The following is a 24,578-nucleotide window of genomic DNA, read 5'->3' on the forward strand; positions in this document are numbered from 1 at the left end:
TTTTGGGGCGGTCCGCCAAATTGGAGGTCGTCATGGAAACTAACATCGTCGGACGCAACCTTGGGATCACGGATCGCTTCCGGGATTACGCGACGGAGAAGGCTGAGAAAATCGCCCTCCTCGCCGAGAAGGCCCTTGCGCTCGAGATCAAGGTCAGCCGCCACCACGAGAAAAACGGTGCTGCCGCTGGCAACGATCGGGTCGAACTCACCCTGATCGGCAAGGGCCCGCTGGTGAGGGCCGAAGCAGACGGTTCCGACAAATACGCCGCCTTCGATGTGGCCCTCGGTCGTCTGCTCGAGCGGGTTCGCCGTGCCAAAGACCGCAAGAAGGTGCATCGCGGCGGCGCCCACCGTCCTACCTCGCTGCACGAGGCGTCCGCTGTCGGCTTCAGCGTCATCGACATCACACCGGCCGACGCCGAAACTCTCGAACGGGTGCGCACCGGCGCGATCCCCATTGTGCAAGCGGATGCCCCCGAAGCCTCCGCCGAGGAAGACTACTGCCCCGTCGTCATCCGTCGCAAAGTATTCGCGGCGGCCCCCATGTCCGTTGACGATGCCCTCTATTTCATGGAGCTCGTCGGTCACGACTTCTACCTATTCCAGGACATCGAAACCAAGCGTCCAAGTGTGGTCTACCGCCGCAAGGGGTGGGATTACGGAGTCATCGAACTCGATGGTTCGGTCTCTGAGCTGCAGGAGGCTGTGCCCGTTGCCAGCGGGCGTGCCAACTGACCAACTAGCATTGCCTTAGCCGCCGACCAGGTCGGTGCTCTGGCATCTGCCAGACGAGAGGCGCAAGCGTGCGCTGCGGTGGTCCGATTGGATAGCCGCAGCGCAGGCATGCACCGTTTGACTAGTGGAGTACATTCGTGGCGTCAATTCTTGAAAAGGTTCTTCGTGTTGGTGAAGGCCGCGTCCTGCGCCGCCTGGAAAACTACGCGAAAGCCATCAACGCGCTGGAAGAAGACTTCCGCGAGCTCACCGACGACGAGTTGAAGAACGAGACGGTCACCCTGCGGGAACGGTACTCCAACGGCGAATCGCTCGATGATCTGCTGCCCGAGGCCTTCGCGGCCGTGCGCGAGGCCAGCACCCGCACCCTCGGCCTGCGTCACTTCGACGTGCAGCTCATGGGTGGCGCAGCCCTGCACCTCGGCAACATCGCCGAGATGAAGACCGGCGAGGGCAAGACTCTCGTCGCCACCACTGCCGCTTACCTCAACGCGATCAGCAGCCGAGGCGTGCACGTCATCACCGTCAACGACTACCTCGCGAGCTACCAGAGTGAGCTCATGGGTCGTGTCTTCCGCGCCCTCGGAATGACGACCGGATGCATCGTCTCCGGTCAGACTCCGGCGCAGCGTCGCGAAATGTATGCGGCCGACATTACCTACGGCACCAACAACGAGTTCGGTTTCGACTACCTGCGTGACAACATGGCCTGGCAGTCCAGCGACATGGTGCAGCGCGGCCACTACTTCGCTATCGTCGACGAGGTCGACTCGATCCTCATCGACGAGGCCCGCACGCCGCTGATCATCTCCGGACCGGCCTCGGGGGAAGCGAACCGCTGGTTCAACGAGTTCGCGAGTTTGGCCAAGCGCCTCGTCGCCGACGAAGACTTCGAAGTCGACGAGAAGAAGCGCACCATCGGTGTCCTCGAACCCGGCATCGAAAAGGTCGAGGACTATCTCGGCATCGACAACCTCTACGAATCGGCCAACACGCCGCTCATCTCCTTTCTGAACAACGCCATCAAGGCCAACGCCCTGTTCAAGAAGGACAAGGACTACGTCGTCATGAACGGCGAGGTGCTCATCGTCGACGAGCACACCGGCCGTATCCTGATGGGACGCCGCTACAACGAGGGTATCCACCAGGCGATCGAGGCCAAGGAAGGTGTCGCCGTCAAAGCCGAAAACCAGACCCTGGCCACCGTCACCCTGCAGAACTACTTCCGCCTGTACTCGAAGATCTCCGGTATGACCGGAACGGCCGAGACCGAGGCTGCCGAGTTCATGAGCACCTACAAGCTCGGTGTGGTGCCGATTCCCACCAACAAGCCGATGCAGCGCATCGACCAGTCCGACCTGATCTACAAGAACGAAGAGTCCAAGTTCCGCCAGGTCGTCGAAGACATTGCCCTGCGACACGAGGCCGGCCAGCCCGTTCTGGTGGGCACGACGAGCGTCGAGAAAAGCGAATACCTGTCACGTCTGCTCGCCAAGAAGGGCGTGCGTCACGAGGTGCTCAACGCCAAGAACCACGCCAGAGAGGCCGCAATCGTCGCGCAGGCCGGCCGACTCGGTTCGGTGACCGTCGCCACCAACATGGCCGGTCGTGGTACCGACGTGATGCTCGGCGGCAACGCCGAATTCCTCGCCGTTGCGCAGATGAACGCGAAGGGCCTCAGCCCGATCGAAACCCCCGACGAATACGAAATCGCCTGGGACGACGTGTTCACGGCGGTGAAGGCCGACGTCTCCGAAGAGGCCGAGAAGGTCATCGCCGCTGGAGGACTCTACGTGCTCGGCACCGAACGGCACGAGTCACGCCGCATCGACAACCAGCTGCGCGGACGCAGCGGACGACAGGGCGACCCGGGCGAGAGCCGGTTCTACCTCTCACTCACCGACGACCTCATGCGCCTGTTCAACGCCGGCGCCGCGGAGGCCCTCATGGGCCGCCAGGGCGTGCCCGACGATATGGCGATCGAATCCAAGGTCGTCAGCCGCGCCATTCGCAGCGCCCAGTCGCAGGTCGAGGGCCGAAACGCCGAGATCCGCAAGAACGTGCTCAAGTACGATGACGTTCTCAACCGTCAGCGCGAAGCCATCTACGGCGACCGCCGCCACATCCTCGAGGGCGACGACCTGCACGAGCGCACCCAAACCTTCCTCACCAACGTCATCGACGAGGTGCTCGGCGTGCACGCCGGCGATGGCAACGGCGACGACTGGGACTTCGACGCGATGTGGACCGAGCTCAAGACCCTCTATCCGGTGGGACTGACCATCGACGAGGTCGTGTCGGAGGCCGGCGACAAGGGCAGGATCAACCGCGACTTTATGCGCCGAGAGATCCTCTCCGACGCCAAGCTCGCCTACTCCCGTCGGGAAGAGTCTCTCGGGGCGCCGGCAATGCGCGAACTGGAACGCCGCGTGGTGCTTTCGGTGATCGACCGCCGCTGGCGCGACCACCTCTATGAGATGGACTATCTGAAAGACGGCATCGGGCTGCGCGCCATGGCCCAGCGTGACCCGTTGGTGGAGTACCAGCGCGAGGGTTTCGCGATGTTCCAGCAAATGATGGGTCAGATTCGCGAGGAGACCGTTGGATTCCTGTTCAACCTCGACGTCGAGGTGACGGCCGGTACCGGTGCCGTCGCCGGACCGGTCGTCGCGGCCAAGGGGCTCACCCCGGCCGACGCCGCCGAGGAGAAGCGGAGCTACACTGCCCCGAGCGATTCCGGCGGAGTCGAGGTGCGCAACCAGCGCGGCCAGATTCAGCAGGCTGCCACCGACCGGGCACGACGCTCGACCACGGTCACAGCGAGCGACGACGAGTCAGCCGACGCAGGCGGCCCGGCCGGGCGCGGAGCGTTCGGGCAGAAAACCGCAGGTGACGCTCCGGTGAACCGGGCCGAGCGTCGTTCCCAGGGTAAGAAGACCACCTAGCGTCGGGCATCCGTTGGCTGGTCGGGCTCTGCGGCGCTTCGCGAGGCGTCCCGGCGTTTCAGGGCCTGAACCTCACATGACGACGATGACGGTGGCCTGCCAGCGCTGATCCAAACCCTCCAGCTGCAACGAGACGACGTGCGCCCGTCGTTTGTCGTAGACCAGGATGACGGCGTTGAATCCACCGGTATCGGTCGGCCAGGTCGTCACGTGGTCGATCCAGAGTCTCGGACGTTCGGCGGCCACGCCCGTGATGGCTCGCGCCCGGGCCGCGATGGATGCGCGAAAACGCAGGTGGGCATAGACGTCGTCGGTGACCCAGCGCGCGAGCTGCTCCAGGTCTCGTGCCCCGGCGATGACCTCGACGGCCCGGATGGCGAGGGCCCGCAGCACCGGCTCCGCCTCGGGCCGGTGCGAGATGCGCGTCGGTTGCGAACTTATCTGCTGCCCGTCGTGGCGACCCTGGTGGGCGGGGGATTGGCCGGTACCGGATGGCGTCATCGTTCCTCCATAGCTCGAACGTGCATCTTCTGTGGCGCAATACCTAAGCAGCTTTGTCTCTAAGCTGTCGAGCGCTTATAGAGCCTGTGCACAATGCGAGCGGGAATGCTCTGCGTCGGCTACTTTCGACGTGTGCGCTGGGACGATCTGTTTGATGACCTCGAAGGGCAACTCGAACGCGAGCTGCATTCGGAGGCCGCTGACCTGCGCCTGCACGAGGAGCGCCAGCGCCTGGAAAAGCTCTCCCTGCGCACGCGCTTGAGCAACGTGGCGCGCTCGGCCGCGCTCGGCGACTCGCTGCGACTGCGCGTTGTGCTGGTGTCCGGAGAGACCCTCGCGTTACGCCCGACGACGCTCGGCCGCGACTGGCTCGCGGCCGATCTGCTCGATACGCAGAACGGTCGGGTGCAGTGCGTGATTCCGCTGTCGGCCATCGCCGGCGTGTTGCTCACCGAGGAGCAGAGTCTGATTTCCCTCGCCGTCGAGTCCGACGCCACCGGGAAGCTGATCGAACGCGTCGGCTTTCCCTTTGTACTGCGCGACCTATGCCGCCGACGGCGCACCGTGGATCTCGACACCCGTGGCGGTGTCCTGGTCGGCACCATCGACCGGGTAGCGCGTGACCACCTGGATCTGGCGGTGCATCCCCTTGGAACGCTGCGCCGCGCATCGGAAGTTCTGCACTACCGTCTCGTACCGCTCTGGCAGATCCATGCCATTCGGCTCAGATAACTGTGGATAACTTTTCCGCGATGAGCCGCAGTCGGCCACGATAGAGGCCACCAATTCAGACAAGCGAGGTAAGGCATGAAAAAAGCCGGTCCCACCCGCACAACACGCCGCCGATTCTGGGTTGACCCCCGCTTCGTCATCGGCTTGGTGCTTGTCGTCGCGTCGATAGCGGGAGTCGGGGCGATTGTCGTCGGGAGCGATCAAACCACGGCGGTCTACACTGCGCGGCACACGCTCACCGTCGGCGACCAACTGCGCTCAACCGACCTCATCGAGACCCGCGTGCAACTCGGCGTTACCGCTGAGCTGTACCTCGTGCCGGCTTCCAACCTGAAGCGTGGCCTGCTGGTCACCCAGACGATTCTGGCCGGCGAACTCGTCGCTCGGTCGGCGGTCGCGGCGTCCTCGGGAAGCGATGCGACGAGTGTCGTCGTCGACGTTCCCGGTCGACTGGCTGCGTCCATCGTGGCCGGGTCCGTCGTCGACATCTGGTCGGCGCGGGCGACCGGGCCGAGCGAATACGCGCCGCCGACGGTCCTGGTGGGGCAGGCATCCGTCGTACGCATCGTCGAACCGACCGGCATCATCGCCGCCGACAACGGTCAATCCGTCGAGGTGCTCGTGCCGAAGACCAAAGTGGGTGCGGTTCTCGAAGCGATCATGAACGGTGATGCCCTCGCGATCGTGCCCGTGAACACTCCGGTGGGGCCGTAATGGCCAAACTCGCCCTCGTGCTGGACCGGGCGACCGAGCAACGCATGCTGGCGGACATCATCGATTGTGGGCACAGTCTGGTCACGCGCGTCGATACCGCGCGGGAATTTCTCGAGACGCTGTCGCACGGGCAGCCCCACGTCGTCGTGGTCAGTGGCCGGAGGGAATCCCTGACCGGTCAGCTGATCGCAGCGTGCGACGAACGCGGCATCCGGGTGGTCGCCCTCACCGCGACGGAACAGGAACGCCGGCACGCCGGCACGCTCGGCCTCTACGAAACAGTCGCTATCCCCTGCGACTGGTCGGAGATCGAAGACCTGCTCGTGTCGGGCGTCGTCGTTCCCTTGCGCGTAGGGGAGCGGCACTTCACTGGCGGCGCGCTCAACACCGGTTCGGTGATCGCGGTATGGGGGCCGTCCGGCGCTCCGGGGCGCACCACGCTGGCCATCAACATCGCGGCGGAAATCGCCGCCGCTGGCCACACCGTGGTGTTGGCCGACGTCGACACCTACAGCGCGTCGATCGCCCCGAGTCTCGGCATGCTCGATGAGGCTCCCGGGTTTGCCGCGGCGTGCCGGCTGGCCGGCAGCGACAGTTTGAACCAGTCGGAGCTCGAGCGCATCGCGCAACGCTACAACTCGCCCAAGGGTGCCTTCTGGGTGCTCACCGGCCTTGGCCGGCCGTCGCGCTGGCCGGAATTATCGACCGAGCGCGTCACCCGCACCATCGATGCGTTGCGGCACTGGGTGGATTATGTGGTGATTGACACCGGGTTCAGTCTGGAAAGCGACGAAGAACTGACCAGTGACATACTGGCGCCGCGCCGCAATGCTGCCACCATCACGGCCTTGCGGGCGGCCGACCATGTCGTCGCCTGCGGGCTCGCCGACCCGGTCGGCATGGCCCGGTTTTTGCGCGCGTGGAGCGACCTCGCCGACGTTATCGCGGGTAGTGCGGTCAGCGTCGTCATGAATCAGGTGCGGGCGAGCGCTGTCGGTTTGAATCCACGCGGGCAGGTAGCGGCCATGCTGTTACGCTTCGGCGGCATCGAGTCGCCTATTCTGGTGCCGTGCGACCAGGGCGCACTCGATGCGGCGGTGTTGACCGGTCGCACGCTGCGGGACGCGAGCCCGAAGTCTCCGGCTCGTCTGAGTATCCGTCGTTTTGTGCTCGACGACCTTATCGTCGCTGCAGCCGAAGAATCCAAGCGGATGCCGCGGCGCGGCCGCAAGGCAGCTCCGGCGGCATAAGGCCGGAGATACACCTAGGCTATGGAGAGTGTCGACGCTCAGTGATCTCGTACTTGCCCAGGGCCGCAGCAGCGCGGAAGACGTGGACTGGCTGCACATGCTTGTCGCGGATGGTCAGCTGCTCGCCGACCTCGCCTTCGCCGACATTGTGGTGTGGGTTCCGACGAACTCTGGTAGCTTCGTCGCCGTCGCGCACTCGCGCCCGTCCAGTGCCGCCACCCTGTTCTACCGCGACTTCGTCGGCCAGCACATCAAAGTGGAGTGGCGCAACCAGGTCACCGAAGCCTTCGAGACCGCCAAGATCGTCGACACCACCGCGCCCGACTGGTACGAGGAGACTCCCACCCGGGTGCGCGCGATCCCGGTGCTGCGGAGACTGAGTACAACCGGTTCCGCGGTGACGGATGCCCCGGTGGCGGTGCTCACCCGCCACACCAACCTGAGTGAGACGCGCACACCCAGCCGCCAGGAACTGACCTTCGGCGACTGCGCCAATGACCTGTTCGCCATGATCGCGTCTGGCGATTTTCCCGACCTCGGAGCCCCGACCGGGCCGCGTCGCGGCGCACCGCGCGCGTCGGACGGGCTGTTGAGACTCGACGTCGACGGTCTGACCACCTTCGCCAGCCCGAACGCGCTCTCCGCGTTCAATCGCATGGGCTTCGCCGAGGAGCTCGAGGGGGAGTCCCTCGCCGAGGTCACCACGGGCCTGCTCACCGGAGCTGCCGTCGTCGACGAGTCGCTGCCGCTCGTGGTCACCGGGCGGGCGCCGTGGCGTACCGACATCGAGGCGCGCGGCGTGACGGTGTCGTTGCGCGCGATTCCCATTCGCAATCGCGGCGAACGGGTTGGTGCGATCATCCTGTCGCGGGACGTCACCGAACTGCGCCACCAAGAACGTGAGCTGATCACCAAGGATGCCACCATCCGGGAAATTCACCACCGGGTGAAAAATAATCTACAGACCGTCGCGTCGCTGCTGCGCATCCAGGCGCGGCGGACCCAGTCCGACCGAGCGCGGGAGGCACTGACCCAGGCGATGCGTCGGGTCGCGGCCATCGCCGTCGTGCACGACACCCTGTCGGAGGGGCTCAGCCAGATCGTCGACTTCGACGCCGTGTTCGAACGCGTGCTCCTGCTCACGGTGGAGGTCGCATCCTCGCACAACACGATTGTGCACCCCAAATCACGCGGAAGTTTTGGAACCCTGCCGAGCGCCTACGCCACGCCGCTCGCGCTCGTGCTGACCGAGCTCGTCACCAACGCGGTGGAACACGGCCTCGCCGGACGAGAGGGTGAGGTATCGATCGATGCCCAGCGCAGCGACGAGACCCTCACCGTCGTGGTGCGCGACACCGGGGCCGGACTGCCGGAGGGCAAGGTCGGGTCGGGCCTCGGAACGCAGATTGTGCGCACGCTCATTCAGGGTGAGCTCGGTGGCACGATCGACTGGCACACCATGATGGGCAGCGGCACCGAGGTGACGATCGAGATTCCCCTGCGCTTCGTGGAGGAAGGCTGAACTCGCCGCTCGTACGTTTTGAGCCCGCACGGTAGGTAGCTGCCGGGGTCAGTGCGTCACACCCGGACCGGGAGCGGATGGTGCGCTGTGCGCCCGCGCACTGCGGCTGGCGGGCATAAAAAAACAAGCCCACGGCCTCCCGGATTACCGGATGGCCATAGGCTCGCGTTTTATGTTGTGCGGCTCGCTAGGAGGCGCGTCGGGCGCGTGCGGCGCGACGTTTGAGCGCGCGGCGCTCGTCTTCGCTCAGACCGCCCCAGACTCCCGAGTCCTGACCGGTCTCGAGTGCGTATTGCAGGCACACCTCGGTGACGTTGCATCGGGCGCACACCGACTTTGCCTTTTCGATCTGGTCCACGGCGGGTCCAGTGTTGCCGACCGGAAAGAAAAGTTCCGGGTCGGCGGTGAGGCAGGCAGCTTTATCGCGCCAGTCCATAGGGATGCTCCTTTTGTTACATGGGTGCACGGCCGATTGGCCAGAGTTGCAGGGGTGACGGCCGGTTGCAGGAAGGTGGAATCTGCGCGATAACCGCGTTGAAACAGCTCACGTCCCTGTGAGCGTCAACCGGGCCTCAAATATCGTCCCATAATAGAGGTATCAAATCAATAGTTTTGTATGGCTTTTCGCTGTGAACAGCGGCTCTGGAGCGGGGCGCCCAGCCTGGATTGATCTCCGGGCGCTTCGCCGCGCCCCCCTGTTGGGGGTGTTGATTGCTTTCCTCGGCCTGGAAGCGCTCGCCCTGTGGGCCTTCAGTGCCTGGTGGGTGCTCGAACTGCTCATCGCCACCCCGAACTCGGTCGGTGCATCGCTGGCCCTGTTAGCCCTCCTCGTGGTCGCTGCCGTCTGGGTCAGCGCGATCACTGTCGGTGCGTTACGCAGGCGTCCGTGGATCCGCGGCGCCGCGGTCACCTGGCAGCTCGTGCAGGTCATGATCGCCATCGGCAGTTTTCAGGGCATTGACGCCCGGCCTGATGTCGGTTGGGCCCTGCTGCTGCCGTCGATCATCGTGCTCGTGCTGGTCTTCAACCCACGCGTGATCGCCGCGACCAGCCACGAACCCGAACCCGAACCCGACGGCGACTGACCGGTCCCGTACGGGCGCGGGTCACCGCAGCAGGGACAGGCGGAGCTCAGGAATCGAGGCCGAGCTTCTTGCGCAGACTCGCGACGTGACCGGTGGCCTTGACGTTGTACAGGGCGTGGGTGATGATTCCCGCTTCGTCGAGGACAAACGTCGACCGGAGCACGCCGGTCACGATCTTTCCATACAGGTTCTTCTCGCCGTAGGCACCGTAGGCGCGGTGCACGTCAAGGTCGGTGTCGCTGAGCAGCGGAAAGTTGACAGCGTCGTTCTCCTGGAACTTCTTGAGCTTGGCCGGAGTATCTTTCGACAAGCCAAGCACCTGGTAACCGGCCGATTTGAGCGAGCCGAGGTTGTCCCGGAAGTCACAGGCCTGGGTCGTGCAACCGGGGCTCATCGCGGCCGGGTAGAAATACACGACGACCTTGCTGCCGGCAAAATCGGCCAACGAAACGGATGCCCCATCCTGGTCGGTCAGGGTGAACTGGGGGGCCGTGTCGCCGACTGCAAGGCGCGCTGAAGCTGTCATGCTTCCATCGTATCCGCGCCGCGCGATCAGGGTTCCTTCTCAGCGGGCAGGCGCGAAGGTCGCGAGCAGGCGTTGCAGGGAGTCCAGACGGACCCGGCCGGTGTCGCCGAGTTCACCGGCCCCGACCGCCTCGACGATCGCGCAGTCCGGCGAACCGGGCAGGTGCGTGCAGCCGCGTGGGCAACGTTCCGCGATCGTGGCGAGATCGGTGAAAGCCTTGAGAATGTTATCGGTGTTGATGTGACCCAGGCCGAAGGATCGCACGCCGGGAGTGTCGATGACCCAGCCGCGGCCGGCCTCCGTTTCGAGGCGCAGCGACACCGTCGACGACGAGGTGTGGCGCCCGCGGCCGGTGACCGTGTTGACGACACCGATGGCCCGGTTCGTGCCCGGCACCAGCGCGTTCACGAGGGTGGACTTGCCGACGCCGGAATGTCCGACAAAGACCGTATCGTGACCGATGAGCGCCGCCGAGATAGCCTCGATCGGCATGCCGCCCTCGCCGCTTTGAAACACGGGCAGGTCGAGGCCGGCAAAGTTGGCCAGAAACGCTGCCGGGTCGGCGAGGTCGGTCTTGGTGATGCACAGTATGGGCTTCACGCCGGCGTCATAGGCCGCCACCAGGTAGCGATCTACCAGACGGATGCGCGGCTCAGGGTTGGCCGCAGCGACCACGATCAGCATCTGGTCGGCATTGGCGACGATGACGCGCTCGACGGCGTCGGTGTCGTCGGCGCTGCGTCGCAGCAGGGTGTCGCGCGGAACGAGGCGTACGATGCGCGCCAGGCTGCCCTCGGCGCCGGTTGTATCGCCGACGATGTCGACGCGGTCGCCGTTGACGACGGCTTTCTTGCGCAGTTCGCTCGCTCGGGCGGTCGTGATGCGGCGTTCGGTGGGCAGGTTCTCGTCGAGCATGACCGTATACCGTCCGCGGTCAACCGAGAGGATACGTCCGGTCAGGGCGTTCTCATGGCCTGGCCTGGTCTTCGTGCGGGGTTTACTGCCCTTGCGTCCGGCACGCACACGCACGCTCGACTCGTCGAACTCCGGTTCGTCGTCGTCGGGGGAGGCCCACCAGATATCGCCGGGATCGCCGACCAGGTCGTCAGTATGGTCAGGACCGGCGGAATGGTCAGGACCGGCGGAATGGTCAGGACCATTCGCGGCCGGCGCGACGGGCATCTACAGCGCCGTTCCGGTGATCAGAGTGTGCCACAGCTCGGGAAACTGGGGGAGGGTCTTGGCGGTCGTGCCGATGTTTTCGACCTCGACACCGGCCACTCGCAGGCCGATGAGCGCACCGGCCGTTGCCATGCGGTGGTCGGCGTAGCTGAGCCACTTGCCGCCGTGCAGGGGGGCCGGCTCGACGTGCAGGCCATCGGGCAGCTCGGTGACCTGGCCACCGAGTCGGTTGATCTCGGTGGCCAGTGCGGCGAGACGGTCGGTCTCGTGATTGCGAATGTGCCCGATGCCGGTGATGGTGCTCGGCGTCTCGGCGAGGGCGGCCAGGGCTACGAGGGTGCAGGCGAGTTCGCCGCCGGTGGAGAGATCAAGGTCGACGCCGAGAATGTGCTCGCCGCCCGTGACGGTGAGCCGGTCGCCAGCCCGGGTGACCGTAGCGCCGAACAGCGGGAGCAGCTGCTCCAGGTCGGCGCCGACCTGTGTGGTCGTCTCCGGCCAGCCGGTGATCGTGACACTGCCGCCGGATACGAGCGCGGCGCAGAGGAACGGCGCGGCGTTCGAGAGATCGGGTTCGATGTCGACGGTGCGACCGGCGATCTCACCCGGCTCGACAATCCATTCGCCGACCTTCGGCGTCGCCACGACGACTCCGCGCGAGCGCAGCACCTCGATGGTCATCTCGATGTGCGGCAGGCTCGGCAGCCGCTCGCCGGAGTGGGTGAGGTGCAACCCCTGCTCGAAGCGTGCGCCGGCCAGCAGTAGCCCCGAGACAAACTGACTGGACGTGCCGGCGTCGATCGTCACGGCGCCGCCAGCGACCGCTCCGCGGCCATGTACGGTGAAGGGCAGCGCGCGCTTGCCATCGTCGTTGATATCGCCGCCGAGGTCCCGCAGCGCACCGATGATGGGTCCCATGGGGCGGCGGCGCGCACCGGCATCACCGTCGAAGGTCGTCGGGCCGAGGGCGAGGGCGGCCAACGCTGGCAGAAAGCGCATGACGGTGCCAGCCAGGCCGCAGTCGATCGTGGTGGAGCCGAGCAATTCGACTGGCGGAGTCACGCGCAGGTCGGTGCCGAACGCGCCGGCGCCGGCAACGGCCTCGATCGTGGCGCCGAGCTGGCGCAGTGCGTCGACCATGAGATCGCTGTCGCGCGAGTGCAGTGGCGCCCGCAACAGGGATGGCTCGCTGGCAAGAGCGGATGCCACCAGCTCCCGGTTGGTCAGCGATTTCGAGCCCGGTAGGGCCAGCACAGCCTGCAACGGAACGTCCGTGGTCGGCGCGGGCCACCAGACATCCTCTTCGGTCGGTGAATTGTCGCCGTACGGATCAAACTCCGGCTTGGAATATCTCGAGATCAACATCGGTTATCAGAATAGTCGGTCATAACAATCTGAGGGAGATCTAGAACGGTGTCAATGCTGCTGGAACGACCCTTCGCTGTGGGTAAGAGCCTAGAATTGCCCGTGATGACTTCAGACACGCCCGTGAACTCGGAAGACCTTTCGAGCAGCGACATAGAACTCACACCACTCGCACCGACAAAAGCTGAACTGCGCGAGCAGACCCGCGGATTGTTCGAGGAGCAGGCGCTGCCGTTCCTCGACCAGCTGTATGCGGCAGCCATGCGCATGACGCGCAACCCGTCGGACGCGCAAGATCTCGTGCAGGAAACCTTCGTGAAGGCCTTTGCCGCGTTCGCGCAGTACGAGCAGGGCACCAATCTCAAGGCGTGGTTGTACCGAATTCTCACCAACACCTTCATCAATGCGTATCGCAAGAAGCAGCGCGAGCCCTATCAGGGCACCATTGATGAACTGGAAGACTGGCAGCTTGGCGGCGCCGAGTCGACCACCGCCATGTCGGGACGTTCGGCCGAGGCCGAGGCAATCGACCACCTGCCCGACAGTGCCGTCAAAGACGCACTGCAGTCCATTCCCGAAGACTTCCGACTCGCCGTGTACTTCGCCGACGTCGAAGGGTTCTCCTACCAGGAGATCGCCGAAATTATGAAAACCCCCATTGGCACAGTGATGAGCCGCCTGCACCGTGGCCGGCGGCTCCTGCGCGAGCTGTTGGCCGGCTACGCGGCTGAGCGCGGGCTGGGCACGGGCGAAGGCCAGAAAACATCCAGGAGCACACAAAAATGACCGACTGTGGTTGCGAGAAGGCCAAGGCTGAACTCGAAGAATACCTGCACAACGAACTGCGCAAGAACGATGCGGCCGACATCCAGGAGCACCTCGCCCATTGTTCTGACTGCAGCAGCGAACATCTCGTCGGGCGCACCCTGACCGAGGTCATGCAGCGTGCCTGCAAGGAGACCGCGCCCGAAGACCTGCGCGACCAAGTCTTGCTCAGGCTGCGCGCTCTGCAGGCGTCGCACTAAGCGCCGCCCCTGCGCCTGCAAGGCCCGAGATGGGTCGTCCCGAAATCTTTGTTTCCGCGACGGGTCCTGCGCGGACGGGCGATGGCGGCGTCGCCGCGGAAGAACATCGGGTAGCGACCAGATCCTGACCCGGTAGCGACGGCTCGTACGCGAGCTCCTCGGTGTTGAACGCGATCGACCGGTTGTTCGATGGACGGGCCGCGCCGGTTGTCATCGGGTTGATCCAACAGTGCTCTGCGAGTCGGTTGTCCGTGCGAACGGGCCCCTGTTCCGATGGCCCGGGCCGAGAACCCTCGGCGGACTCGGGAAACGCCCGTCCCGGCCGGGCGCATTCACGCCGGGCGGGCTGCGTCGCTGCGCCAGCGTCGAGTCCGCCGGGGATACAGCAAGGGAGGGTGACGGTGTCGCCCTCCCTTGCATCACGTTGCCGCTACCGGGCTAGAGCGTCAGAGCCTCGCGTTGCAGCTTGGCCTGCTCGATCGCGTGGCGCTTGGCCGAACCCGCGGCCGGCGAGGCCGAAGCCGGACGGGAGAACAGACGCATGGCGCGCGGGCCGAGCTTGCTGGTCTCCAGGTAGAAGAAGGGCCAGGCACCCTGGTTCTCCGGTTCGTCCTGCACCCAGGCCAGTTCGGCGTTCGGGTACTGGGCGGCCACGTTCTTCAAATCGACGGCGGGCAGCGGGTAGAACTGCTCGACGCGCACGAGGGCGATCTCGGGGTTCGGGTTCTTCTCGAGTTCGTTCAGCAGGTCGTAGTAAATCTTGCCAGCCATGAACAAGACGCGCTTGACGGCGTTCTTGTCAGCGATACGGGCATCGTCGATGACCGTCTCGAACTTGCCGCTGGTGAGTTCGGCCACGGAACTCGTCGCGCCGCGCAAGCGCAGCATCGACTTGGGCGTGAACACGATCAACGGGCGGCGCGGGCGCATGTACGCCTGGCGGCGCAGAAGGTGAAAGTACGACGCGGGCGTCGACGGGCGCGCCACGGTCATGTTCTCCTCGGCACACAGCTGCAGGAACCGCTCGATGCGGGCCGACGAGTGGTCGGGGCCCTGGCCCTCGTAGCCGTGCGGCAGCAACAGCACCACGGATGACCGCTGGCCCCATTTCTGCTCGGCGGACGAGACGAACTGGTCGATGATGGTCTGCGCCCCATTGGCGAAGTCGCCGAACTGCGCCTCCCAGAGCACGAGGGCGTCGGCGCGTTCCACCGAGTAACCGTACTCGAAGCCCATGGCGGCGTATTCGCTCAGCAGCGAGTCGTAGATCCAGAATCGGGCCTGGTTGTCCTTCAGGTTGGCCAGTGGCAGCCATTCCTGGCCGTTCACCCGGTCGTGCAGCACCGCGTGACGCTGAACGAATGTGCCGCGGCGGGCATCCTGTCCGGCGAAACGCACCGGGGTGCCCTCGACCAGCAGCGATCCGAGTGCGAGCAGTTCGCCGAAGCTCCAGTCGATGTTGCCGTTGCGGCTCATGTCGAGGCGCTTCTGCAGCAGCTGCTGCAGCTTGTTGTGCACGGTGAACCCGGCCGGCTTGTTGTTGAACGCGTCGCCGATGAGCTGAATGACACTCTCGGGAACACCGGTCGTCTCGGGCTCGCCAGCGGCGTCCTCCCGGGCCTGCGCCTCCGCGTCGGCCCTGGCCTCGGCGGCCATTTCCGGGGTGATGATCGGAATCGACGCGGTCTGCGCGGCGTGGGTTTCGAGGAAAGCGCGCTCGAGGCGGTCCTGGAAGTCGCGGTGGGCGGCTTCGTATTCTTCCTCGGTGATGTCGCCACGGCCGACGAGCGCCTCGGTGTACAGCTTGCGCACACTGCGCTTGGCCTCGACCAGGTTGTACATCAGCGGTTGGGTCATCGAGGGGTCGTCACCCTCGTTGTGGCCACGACGGCGGTAGCAGATGAGGTCGACGACGACATCTTTCTTGAACTCCTGGCGGTAGGCGAACGCGAGTTCTCCCGCGCGCACGACGGCCTCGGGGTCATCCCCATTGACGTGGAAGATCGGCGCCTGGATGGTCTTGGCGACGTCGGTCGCGTAGACGCTGGTGCGGGCATCCTGCGGCAGGGTCGTGAATCCGAGCTGGTTGTTGACGACGATGTGCACGGTACCGCCGGTGCGGTAGCCGCGCAGCTGGGACATCTGCAGGGTTTCGAGCACGACGCCCTGGCCGGCCATCGCGGCGTCGCCGTGGATGAGGATCGGCAGGGTGGAGAAGGTGCCGATCGGCTTGCGGTCCTGCTTGGCCCGCACGATGCCCTCGAGCACGCCGTCGCCGGCCTCGAGGTGGGATGGGTTCGCGGCCAGCGATACCGGAATCTCGGCACCGTCTTCACCGCGGAACATGCCCGTCGTGCCGAGGTGGTACTTCACGTCGCCGGAACCGTGCACGGTGCGCGGGTCCTGCGTTCCCTCGAACTCGCGGAAGATCTCACCGTAGGTCTTGCCGGCGATATTGGTGAGCACGTTCAGGCGGCCGCGGTGGGCCATGCCGATCGCGACCTCGTCGAGGCCCTGCTCGGCAGCGCCCTGCAGAATGGTGTCGAGCAGCGGAATGGTGCACTCGCCGCCTTCGAGGCTGAAGCGCTTCTGCCCCACGTACTTGGTCTGCAGGAACGTCTCGAAGGCTTCGGCCTCGTTGAGCTTGGCCAGAATGCGCATCTGCTCGTGGTGGGTGGGCTTGACGTACGACTTCTCGATCTTCTCCTGCACCCACTTGCGCTGCGCCGGGTCCTGAATATGCATGTACTCGATGCCGGTGGTGCGGCAGTACGAGTCGCGCAGCACACCCAGGATGTCGCGCAGCAGCATCTGGCGCTTCGCTCCGAAACCGCCGGTCACGAAGGACCGGTCGAGGTCCCAGAAGGTGAGCCCGTGCGTGGCGATATCGAGGTCGGGGTGGCTGCGCTGTGAGTACTCGAGCGGGTCGATGTCGGCCATCAGGTGGCCGCGCACGCGGAACGAGTTGATCAGTTCCTGTACGCGAGCGGTCTTGTCGACGGCGCTCGCGAGGTCGACGCTGATATCCGGTGCCCAGTGGATCGGGTCGTACGGGATGCGCAGCGCCGAGAAGATCTCTTCGTAGAAGTTGTGCTGGCCGATCAAAAGCTCGTGCACGATCTTGAGGAACTCGCCCGAACCGGCTCCCTGGATGACGCGGTGGTCGTAGGTGCTCGTGAGGGTGATGGTCTTCGAGATGGCCAGGCCGGTGAGGGTCTTGACGCTCGATCCCTGGAACTCGGCGGGGTAGTCGAGGGCGCCGGCACCGATGATGCAGCCCTGGCCCTTCATGAGGCGCGGCACCGAATGCACGGTGCCGATACCGCCCGGGTTGGTCAAAGACAGGGTTGCGCCGGCGAAGTCGTCCGCGGTGAGTTTGTTCTGCCGTGCCCGGGTGACGAGGTCTTCGTAGGCGGCGAGGTACTCGCCGAACGTCATCGTGTCAGCGCGCTTGATTGCCGGAACCAGCAGGGCGCGGGTGCCGTCGGGCTTGGGCATGTCGATGGCCAGTCCCATGCCGACGTGGGCGGGGGCGACGACCGAGGGCTTGCCCTCGACCTCGTCGTAGTAGACATTCTGGCTGGGGAACATCTTGAGTGCACGAATCAGCGCCCACCCGATCAAGTGCGTGAAGGAGACCTTGCCGCCACGAGCTCGCTTCATGTGATTGTTCATGACGATGCGGTTGTCGATGAGCAGCTTGGCCGGAATCGTGCGCACGCTCGTGGCGGTTGGTACGGTCAGGCTCGTCACCATGTTGGTCGCGAGTGACTTTGCCATTCCGCGCAGCGGCGCGACCTTGTCTTGCCTGACCGGCGCGGACGTGTCGACGACGACAGCCTGCGGGCTCGTGACGGGGGCATCGGCTGGAACAGGGGTCGGCTTCGGCGCACTCGAGGTGGTGCGGGCCGTCGGCTGGTTCTCGGTGACGGGAACCGGAGCGGCGCCGCCGGGAGCGGCCTGTGCCAGCGGTGCTGCCGGCGCTGCTGCTGCAAGGGGAGCGGATGGTGCCGGGGGAGCGGATGGTGCCGATACGGCCGCCGGGGCGACCGTCGGGGTGTGCGCGGTCTGGTGGTAGCTCTCGAGCACCGGCCACCACGATTCATCAACCAACGTCTTGTCGATCAAATATCGTTCATACAATTCGTCAACGAGCCACTCGTTTGCTCCGAATTCGCCCGACGTTGTTTCGTCAGAAGCTCCACCGGTTACCTGGCCTGACACCGTGGGATCGCCCACTCTCTGCTTTGAATTTGGATGCCCTCGGCGAGGTCGGTCGCCGGGTCAATCTGCGCTTTCATGAGCCTGTCGCTGACGATGTCGACCGCCAGGTCAGTCTGCATAACCAGCCTAATCCCATCAGACGCGACCATGGACACCCATCTGAACGGCTAGCGTTCTTGGTATGCAGTTCTATGGAACAACGCCCAGCCACGATTTGACCTACTCCGACGTGTTCCTGGTGCCCGGCCAGTCGGCCGTCACCAGCCGCCTGGATGTCTCGCTGGCTCCGAACGACGGGACCGGCGCCACAATACCGATCGTGTCGGCGAATATGAACTCGGTCACCGGGCCGCGCCTGGCGGCCTCGCTGGCCCGACGCGGCGGACTCGGGGTGCTGCCGCAGGACATGCACTTGCAAGACCTCGATGCGGCCATCCGCTGGGTGAAAAACCAGTCGGTTCGTTTCGACACGCCGTTCGTGTTTGCCCCCGACGCCACCGTCGAGACGGCACTGCGGCAAGTTCCGGCCGTTCCCGGGCAGGGAATTGTTATCCATTCCGCTGATGGTGGCTACCTCGGCTGCATCGTCGCCAGTCGTCTGGCGACCGCCCTGCCCGATGCTCGCCTCGGTGATCTGCTGCACGGTGAACTGACCGCGCTCGACGCCGATGACGTCGAGGGGCCGCGCCGTGCGTTCGACCTGATGATCGAGGCCGACATCGACTTCGCCCCGGTGCTGCACCACGGCGTCGTCGTCGGAACGCTCAGTCGCAAGAGCGCTTTGCGCTCCACCCTCTACCAGCCCACGCTCGACGCGCATGGACGGCTCAAGGTCGCGGCGGCGATCGGCATCAATGGCGACGTCGCCGCGAAGGCTCGCGCGCTTGCCGCGGCCGGTGTCGACATTCTCGTGATCGATACCGCGCACGGCCATCAGGAGGGCATGCTGCGCGCGCTCGGCATTATCGCCGGACTGAACCTCGGACTGCCTATCGTGGCGGGCAACGTGGTGACCAAGGACGCCGTGCGCGACCTGGTCGGTGCCGGCGCGACGATCGTCAAGGTCGGAGTCGGTCCGGGCGCCATGTGCACCACCCGCATGATGACCGCAGTGGGTCGGCCGCAATTCTCGGCCGTGCTCGAAACGGCGACCGCCGCACGTGAACTCGGCGCGCACGTCTGGGCAGACGGCGGGGTGCGCTACCCGCGGGACGTGGCCCTCGCGCTCGCCGCTGGTGCGGCATCCGTCATGATCGGTTCCTGGTTCGCTGGAACCACCGAAGCTCCCGGCACGCTGAATGTGGATGCCCGCGGCGGGGTCTACAAGGAAAGCTGGGGAATGGCGTCGACCAAAGCCGTTCAGGCCCGTTTCGAGCGCCTCGATGCGTACGACCTCGCCCGCAAGACCCTCTTCGCCGAGGGAATCTCCAGCTCGAAGATCTACCTCGACCCGCTGCGGCCGTCGATCGAGGACCTGCTCGACATGATCACCTCGGGCGTGCGCTCCTCGTTCACCTACGCCGGAGCCACCACCGTCGCCGACTTTCACGCAAAGGCTCTCGTCGGCATTCAGTCTGCCGCGGGCTATGAAGAGGGCAAGGCACTGCCGGTCTCCTGGTAGTCGGGCGGTTCGAGGGCCGGGCGCGCAGACGGGGCGCCCGGTATACTCGATGAGATAATGGATGACCCTCCCACCGCTGAACCCTCTCCCCATAAACCCTCGCCCGTAGTCGCCGGCGGTGAACTCCTTGTCTGAGCTAATCATGCTTGGGCTTGGCCTCATCCTGACCGTCGGCACGGGCCTTTTCGTCGCCAGTGAGTTCGCCCTGGTGAATCTCGACCGCGCCGACCTCGAAGCGCGGCAGGAGCGCGGGGCGACCCGCCTCGCCCTCACCATTGCGGCGCTGAAAATCACCTCGACGCACCTGTCGAGCGCGCAGCTGGGTATCACCTTGACCACCCTGCTCACCGGGTACACGATCGAACCGGCACTGTCGTCGCTGCTGTATGGCCCGCTCACGGCGGCCGGACTGCCCGTCGACCTGGTCCCGGTGTTCGGCACCACGATCGCCATCGTGGCGGCGACCCTCGTGTCGATGGTCATCGGTGAGCTGGTTCCGAAGAATTTCGCGCTCGCCCTGCCCATTCAGACTGCCCGCCTGGTGATTCCGTTCCAGACCGTGTTCACGACTGTGTTCAAACCGGCCGTGCTGGTGCTCAATAACAGCGCCAACGGTCTGCTGCGCCTGGTCGGCATCGAACCGAAGGAAGAACTGTCGGGCGCCCGCACAGCCGAGGAACTCTCGTCGCTCGTGCGCCGTTCGGCCAGCGCCGGACTGCTCGAAAAAGACACCGCCACGTTGCTGCACCGCACGCTGTTGTTCTCCGGACACACGGCCTCGGATGTGATGACGCCGCGTCCACGCGTCGCGAGCATCCACCGCACCGATTCGGCGCAGGCCGTCATCGACCTCACCCGCTCCACCGGCTACTCGCGTTTTCCCGTCGTCGACGAAAGCGTCGACGACGTCGTGGGCATCGTGCACGTCAAGCAGGCGGTAGCCGTACCCCGCGCACGCCGAGCGGATGTTCCGGTGTCAGCCCTGCAGACCGACCCGGTCCGTGTGCCCGAAACCATGAAGCTCGACGACCTGCTCGGTGAACTGCGCGGCCGCGGCTATCAGATGGCGATCGTCGTCGACGAGTACGGCGGCACGGGCGGCGTCGTCACGCTGGAAGACCTGGTCGAGGAACTGGTCGGCGAGGTGGCCGACGAGCACGACCGGGCGCGGGCCGGCGTCGTGCGCTCACCCGACTCGCTGACCTTTCCCGGCATGCTCCGCCCCGACGAACTACTCGAACGCACGAGCGTTGTCGTACCGGAGCAGGGCCCGTACGAGACCGTGGCCGGTTTTGTCATGAGCGAGCTGGGCCGGCTGCCGGTGATCGGCGATCGAGTGCCGGTTCGAGGCGGTTCCCTCACCGTGGAACGCCTCGAGGGGCGCCGCATCGACCGTCTGCGCTTCACCCCCGCGGCCGTGCCGCAACCCGCACTGGCAGTTGAAACGAAGACCGATCGAAAAAAGGTGAGCGACAAATGAGCGACTGGGCCGGAATTGCCTGGTTGGTCGTGCTTCTGGCCGCCAACGCTTTCTTCGTCGGAGCGGAATTCGCCGTTATCTCGGCCCGCCGCTCGCAGATCGAACCGCTCGCCGAGGCCGGAAAACGCAGCGCCAAGACCGCGCTGTGGGCGATGGAACATGCCACGCTCATGCTCGCGACCTCCCAGCTGGGCATCACGGTGTGCTCGCTGCTCATTCTGAACGTCTCCGAGCCGGCGATCCACCACCTGCTGGAGGTGCCGCTGGCCCTGACCGGTCTGCCCGACGCCTACATCGCCACCATCGCCTTCATCGTCGCGCTGCTGCTGGTCTCCTACCTCCACGTCGTATTCGGCGAGATGGTTCCGAAGAACCTGTCGTTCTCGGTGCCGGACCGGGCCGTGCTGCTGCTCGCGCCGCCGCTCGTGTTTGTCGCCCGGGTTTTCAAGCCGCTGATCGTGACCCTCAACGCCTGCGCTAACGGTGTGTTGCGCTTGTTCGGAGTGCAGCCCAAAAGCGAGGCGACGAGTGCGTATACCCTCGACGAGGTCGCCACGATCATCACGCAGTCCACCCGGGAGGGTGTGCTGAGCGACGGTACCGGCGCCCTCACCGCGGCGTTCGAGTTCACCAACCTCAAGGTGCGCGACGTGGCCGTCGGCCTCGGCAAACTGGTCAGCCTGCCGGAGTCGGCCACGCCGGCCGACGTGGAGAGGGCCGTGACACGCCATGGCTTCTCGCGCTATGTGCTCGCCGACTCTGAGGGTTACCTCACCGGCTATGTGCACCTGAAGGACGTGCTCGACCTCGATGCTGGGTCGGCCTCGGCCTCGGCCTCTGCTGCGACGCTGGCCGCACCGGACAGCTACGCGGGGCAGATCCCGGCCAAGCGCATCCGGGCCCTGATCTCTATTTTCGAAGACACCGACCTCGAAGACGCCCTCGCCACCATGCGTCGTTCGGGCGCGCACCTCGCGCGCTCGTTCACGGCCGAGGGCGAGACCACCGGGGTGCTCTTTCTCGAGGACATCATCGAGGAACTCGTCGGCGAAGTGCAAGACGCCACCCGCCGCGAGTAGCCGGTGCAACCGCGCGCAGCCCGCGCGTGATGTGGCCCGTGCCCGGCGTTTCCAGCGGGACGTGCTCGGGATGGGACCCGGGGAGGAACGCGTGGAAGGGGTGCTCTGCCGCACCCCGAATGGTGCCGCCGTCATGATCCAGGAAACCGACAATGCCGACACCGCGGCGAACACCGCGATCGGTTACGACACCGACGGCAAGATCCTCTGCCTGTCGGAGACCAACCCGGTGGAGGACCTGCCGCGGCGCGAGCGGGACGGGTTGCAGTCCGCCAACTGCTACCCGTCAGGGTGGCTGCCGACCCGGCGGGGCGGGTGGCGGCATCCGTCTGCGCAAATCTGAGAAACGACCTATCGTGGAGGCATGGTGAATCCCGGCGGTTGGCTTGAATGGGAGGCTGAACAGGCCCGCGACTGGATCTACCGGCCCCAGGCCGGCGACGACAAGTATTCGCGCGGCGTCCTCGGAGTGCGCACCGGTTCCAAGGACTACCCGGGGGCCGCGGTGCTCGGCGTTGACGCGGCCGTGCGCACCGGAGTCGGCATGGTGCGCTACCTCGGTCCGCGCCGCGCGGCCAACCTCGTGCTGCAGCGCCGGCCCGAAATAGTCACCGGGCCCGGCCGGGTGCAGGCCTGGCTGCTCGGCTCCGGCATCAACGCGACAACGAGAACGGATGCCGTCACCACCGCCCTGGCGGCAGCCCTCACCGATGGCCTGCCCACGGTCGTCGACGCGGGCGCCCTCGACCTGGTGTCGCGTGCGATCGGGCCGACCGTGATCACCCCGCACGCCGGCGAACTGGCCGCAATGCTCGAGGATGAGGCCGAGTCGGGCTCCGCCTCGCAGATCGCGGCCAATCCGGGCGAGTGGGCCATTCGCGCCGCCCGCCTGTTTGATGTGACGGTGCTGCTCAAGGGCGCCGTCACCCACGTGGCATCGCCGTCGGGCGCCCGACTGACCGTGTCGACCGGGCCGGCCTGGCTGGCCACCGCCGGGTCGGGCGACGTACTCGGCGGAATTCTGGGGGCGCTCCTCGCCACCCACGTCGACCAGCTCGAAGCGGACGCCTCCTCCCTTGCCCCGCTCGCCGCGACCGCCGCGCTCCTGCACGCCCACGCTGCGAATCTCGCTTCCGCCGGCGGTCCGATCGCGGCCCTCGACGTGGCCGACGCCGTGCCGCGAGCCGTCGCCGCGTTGCTCGACCACGGTGTCGATGCAGGGCCGCACGTGACGCGCTAGAGCGGGATCGGACCCGGCAAGGCGGTTGGCTGTGCCAAGGTAAAGCGTGCGAATTCACGATAAGACCCGCAGTGCGCCCGGAACGCGGCTGGCGCTGCGGTATCCGCTCGCCGCGCTGTGGTCGGCCTTTGTGCTCGTGCACCTGCTGCTGATCGTTTTAGCCCAGTACGGGCCGGGGTATCCGCTCGGCGACGTCGAAGTCGTGTACCGCCGCTGGGCCGAGAACGCGACGGCTGGCAGCATCGCGGGGATCACCGAGGATTTCGTGTACCCGGTGCTCGCCCTCGTGCCGATTGTCAGCGCGCTCGTCCTCGGCGGCCCGGCCTACCTCGGAACCTGGTTTGTGCTGGTGACTTGGTTGAACGCGGGGGCGTTCTTCGTGCTCCTGCGCCGGCCTTCGCAGTGGCTCGCAGCCGGGTGGTGGTTGGTCTTTCTGGCCATGCTCGGCCCGATCGCGCTCGTGCGCATCGACTCCGTGACGGTGCCGCTCTGCATTGTCGCCCTGCTCTGGCTGCGCCGGCGCCCGCTTTGGGGCACGGTGCTGCTCACGATCGCGACCTGGATCAAGATCTGGCCGGTGGCCGCGCTCGCCGCCCTGTTCGTGGCGTCGAGACTGCGCTGGCGGATGCTCGGAGTCGCTTCGGCAGTCACCGCGGCGGTCGTCGCTGCGGCCGCGATGCTCAGCCTGAGCCAAGGCAGCGGAATTCACGTGCTGAGCTTTGTGGCAGAGCAGGCCGGGCGGGGGATCCAGATCGAGTCGCCCGTCGCCGTGCCCTGGCTGTGGCAGGCCGCGCTCGGCGTGCCGGGCAGTCTCATCTATTACGATCATCAGATTCTCACGTTCCAGGTCGCCGGTGCGGGTGCCACTGCAATGAGTGCCCTGATGACGCCACTGCTCGCGCTGGCCGCCATCGCCGTATTACTGCTCGGCCTGCGAGCCCAGCGCCGGGGAGTGGGCTGGCTGACTCTGCTGCCGCCGTTGACGCTCGCGTTGACGGTGTCCCTGATCGCGTTCAACAAGGTCGGATCGCCGCAGTTCATCAGCTGGCTGGCCGCACCGATCATTCTGGGGCTGGTCCTGAACGGCCGCGCGTGGCGTACGCCAGCACGCATCACTCTCGTGCTCGCCGTACTCACCCAGCTTGTCTACCCATACCTGTACGACTGGGTGCTCGTGGCGAACCCGCTCTTAGTGCTCGTGCTGAGCCTGCGCAACCTGCTCGAATTCGTGCTGCTCGGCTGGGCGCTCCGGGCGCTCTATCGGCCGAGTCCCGCGCGAATCCGGGCTACCTGACCACCCCACTCCAGGTGCACCCCTCGAAGCCGGAGCAGGCGTCGATCAGGCGGAGAGCC

Annotated in this window: 22 protein-coding genes; 15 read left to right on the forward strand and 7 right to left on the reverse strand. The window is 65.9% G+C overall.

Annotation, left to right across the window (positions count from 1 at the left end):
- Nucleotides 1-32: 32 nt before the first annotated feature.
- Both hpf and secA read left to right on the forward strand, forming a co-directional pair.
- Nucleotides 33-737, forward strand: coding sequence for a ribosome hibernation-promoting factor, HPF/YfiA family (hpf, locus tag E3T50_RS04250; RefSeq protein ID WP_134550747.1), 705 nt, complete (start codon nucleotides 33-35; stop codon nucleotides 735-737).
- Between the two features lie 137 nt (nucleotides 738-874).
- Nucleotides 875-3,682, forward strand: coding sequence for a preprotein translocase subunit SecA (gene secA / locus E3T50_RS04255; protein WP_134550748.1), 2,808 nt, complete (start codon nucleotides 875-877; stop codon nucleotides 3,680-3,682).
- A gap of 72 nt (nucleotides 3,683-3,754) precedes the next feature.
- Here the strand turns inward: secA and E3T50_RS04260 are convergent, their stop codons facing one another.
- Complete coding sequence (locus E3T50_RS04260) at nucleotides 3,755-4,183, reverse strand: Rv3235 family protein (RefSeq protein ID WP_134550749.1); 429 nt, start codon at nucleotides 4,181-4,183, stop codon at nucleotides 3,755-3,757.
- A 93-nt stretch (nucleotides 4,184-4,276) separates the two neighbouring features.
- On the opposite strand from E3T50_RS04260, the gene E3T50_RS04265 reads away from it, so the two are divergent.
- From E3T50_RS04265 to E3T50_RS04280, 4 genes are all read left to right on the forward strand, one after another.
- The gene (locus E3T50_RS04265; RefSeq protein ID WP_206751310.1) at nucleotides 4,277-4,915 is read left to right on the forward strand and encodes a hypothetical protein; all 639 of its coding nucleotides are present in this window, start codon (nucleotides 4,277-4,279) and stop codon (nucleotides 4,913-4,915) included.
- Nucleotides 4,916-4,990: 75 nt separating this feature from the next.
- A complete protein-coding gene (locus E3T50_RS04270) occupies nucleotides 4,991-5,629 on the forward strand; it encodes a hypothetical protein (protein WP_134550751.1) in 639 nt (212 codons plus the stop codon).
- On the forward strand, nucleotides 5,629-6,879 hold the full coding sequence (locus E3T50_RS04275; protein WP_134550752.1) for a CpaE/TadZ family protein: 1,251 nt from the start codon (nucleotides 5,629-5,631) through the stop codon (nucleotides 6,877-6,879). Before E3T50_RS04270 ends, E3T50_RS04275 begins: the two co-directional genes overlap by 1 nt.
- Before the next feature lie 28 nt (nucleotides 6,880-6,907).
- On the forward strand, nucleotides 6,908-8,401 hold the full coding sequence (locus E3T50_RS04280; protein ID WP_134464452.1) for a sensor histidine kinase: 1,494 nt from the start codon (nucleotides 6,908-6,910) through the stop codon (nucleotides 8,399-8,401).
- 187 nt (nucleotides 8,402-8,588) lie between these two features.
- Here E3T50_RS04280 and E3T50_RS04285 read toward each other — a convergent pair whose 3' ends face one another.
- Nucleotides 8,589-8,837: a WhiB family transcriptional regulator gene (locus E3T50_RS04285; protein WP_035837005.1), complete on the reverse strand. Its 249-nt coding sequence runs from the start codon at nucleotides 8,835-8,837 to the stop codon at nucleotides 8,589-8,591.
- A 193-nt stretch (nucleotides 8,838-9,030) separates the two neighbouring features.
- Here E3T50_RS04285 and E3T50_RS04290 point away from each other — a divergent pair, with 193 nt between their 5' ends.
- Nucleotides 9,031-9,486, forward strand: coding sequence for a hypothetical protein (locus E3T50_RS04290; protein ID WP_134550753.1), 456 nt, complete (start codon nucleotides 9,031-9,033; stop codon nucleotides 9,484-9,486).
- A 46-nt stretch (nucleotides 9,487-9,532) separates the two neighbouring features.
- Here E3T50_RS04290 and bcp read toward each other — a convergent pair whose 3' ends face one another.
- Genes bcp through aroA form a run of 3 tightly spaced genes read right to left on the reverse strand, consistent with a single transcriptional unit; the run spans nucleotide 9,533 to nucleotide 12,556 of the window.
- Nucleotides 9,533-10,012, reverse strand: a complete 480-nt coding sequence (gene bcp, locus E3T50_RS04295; RefSeq protein WP_134550754.1) for a thioredoxin-dependent thiol peroxidase — start codon at nucleotides 10,010-10,012, stop codon at nucleotides 9,533-9,535.
- Between the two features lie 39 nt (nucleotides 10,013-10,051).
- Nucleotides 10,052-11,194 (reverse strand): ribosome small subunit-dependent GTPase A, encoded by a 1,143-nt coding sequence (rsgA, locus tag E3T50_RS04300; protein ID WP_134550755.1) that lies wholly within the window; start codon nucleotides 11,192-11,194, stop codon nucleotides 10,052-10,054.
- Nucleotides 11,195-12,556 carry a 3-phosphoshikimate 1-carboxyvinyltransferase gene (aroA, locus tag E3T50_RS04305; protein ID WP_134550756.1) on the reverse strand — a complete coding sequence of 454 codons (1,362 nt, stop codon included), beginning with the start codon at nucleotides 12,554-12,556 and terminating at the stop codon, nucleotides 11,195-11,197. It lies immediately after the preceding gene.
- A 54-nt stretch (nucleotides 12,557-12,610) separates the two neighbouring features.
- Between aroA and E3T50_RS04310 the strand changes: the two genes are divergently transcribed.
- Nucleotides 12,611-13,342, forward strand: a complete 732-nt coding sequence (locus E3T50_RS04310; RefSeq protein WP_241978533.1) for a sigma-70 family RNA polymerase sigma factor — start codon at nucleotides 12,611-12,613, stop codon at nucleotides 13,340-13,342.
- Complete coding sequence (locus tag E3T50_RS04315) at nucleotides 13,339-13,581, forward strand: zf-HC2 domain-containing protein (protein WP_134464442.1); 243 nt, start codon at nucleotides 13,339-13,341, stop codon at nucleotides 13,579-13,581. Before E3T50_RS04310 ends, E3T50_RS04315 begins: the two co-directional genes overlap by 4 nt.
- A gap of 438 nt (nucleotides 13,582-14,019) precedes the next feature.
- Here E3T50_RS04315 and E3T50_RS04320 read toward each other — a convergent pair whose 3' ends face one another.
- Entirely contained in the window at nucleotides 14,020-17,805 is a 3,786-nt protein-coding gene (locus tag E3T50_RS04320; protein WP_134550910.1) for a multifunctional oxoglutarate decarboxylase/oxoglutarate dehydrogenase thiamine pyrophosphate-binding subunit/dihydrolipoyllysine-residue succinyltransferase subunit, read from the reverse strand.
- Nucleotides 17,790-17,924, reverse strand: a complete 135-nt coding sequence (locus E3T50_RS16725) for a hypothetical protein (RefSeq protein ID WP_255454262.1) — start codon at nucleotides 17,922-17,924, stop codon at nucleotides 17,790-17,792. The genes E3T50_RS04320 and E3T50_RS16725 overlap by 16 nt, the downstream gene beginning before the upstream one ends.
- 62 nt (nucleotides 17,925-17,986) lie before the next feature.
- Between E3T50_RS16725 and guaB1 the strand changes: the two genes are divergently transcribed.
- From guaB1 to E3T50_RS04350, 6 genes are all read left to right on the forward strand, one after another.
- Complete coding sequence (gene guaB1, locus E3T50_RS04325; RefSeq protein ID WP_134550757.1) at nucleotides 17,987-19,426, forward strand: GMP reductase; 1,440 nt, start codon at nucleotides 17,987-17,989, stop codon at nucleotides 19,424-19,426.
- 142 nt (nucleotides 19,427-19,568) lie between these two features.
- Nucleotides 19,569-20,906 carry a hemolysin family protein gene (locus E3T50_RS04330; RefSeq protein WP_134550911.1) on the forward strand — a complete coding sequence of 446 codons (1,338 nt, stop codon included), beginning with the start codon at nucleotides 19,569-19,571 and terminating at the stop codon, nucleotides 20,904-20,906.
- Entirely contained in the window at nucleotides 20,903-21,985 is a 1,083-nt protein-coding gene (locus E3T50_RS04335; RefSeq protein ID WP_134550758.1) for a hemolysin family protein, read from the forward strand. The genes E3T50_RS04330 and E3T50_RS04335 overlap by 4 nt, the downstream gene beginning before the upstream one ends.
- Nucleotides 21,986-22,076: 91 nt before the next feature.
- Nucleotides 22,077-22,328, forward strand: a complete 252-nt coding sequence (locus tag E3T50_RS04340) for a hypothetical protein (RefSeq protein WP_134550759.1) — start codon at nucleotides 22,077-22,079, stop codon at nucleotides 22,326-22,328.
- 21 nt (nucleotides 22,329-22,349) lie between these two features.
- Entirely contained in the window at nucleotides 22,350-23,225 is an 876-nt protein-coding gene (locus E3T50_RS04345; protein WP_134550760.1) for an ADP-dependent NAD(P)H-hydrate dehydratase, read from the forward strand.
- A 46-nt stretch (nucleotides 23,226-23,271) separates the two neighbouring features.
- The gene (locus E3T50_RS04350) at nucleotides 23,272-24,519 is read left to right on the forward strand and encodes a glycosyltransferase 87 family protein (protein ID WP_134550761.1); all 1,248 of its coding nucleotides are present in this window, start codon (nucleotides 23,272-23,274) and stop codon (nucleotides 24,517-24,519) included.
- Nucleotides 24,520-24,578 lie beyond the last annotated feature (59 nt).

Source organism: Cryobacterium gelidum, assembly GCF_004403985.1.
In the GTDB taxonomy this organism is placed as follows: domain Bacteria; phylum Actinomycetota; class Actinomycetes; order Actinomycetales; family Microbacteriaceae; genus Cryobacterium; species Cryobacterium gelidum.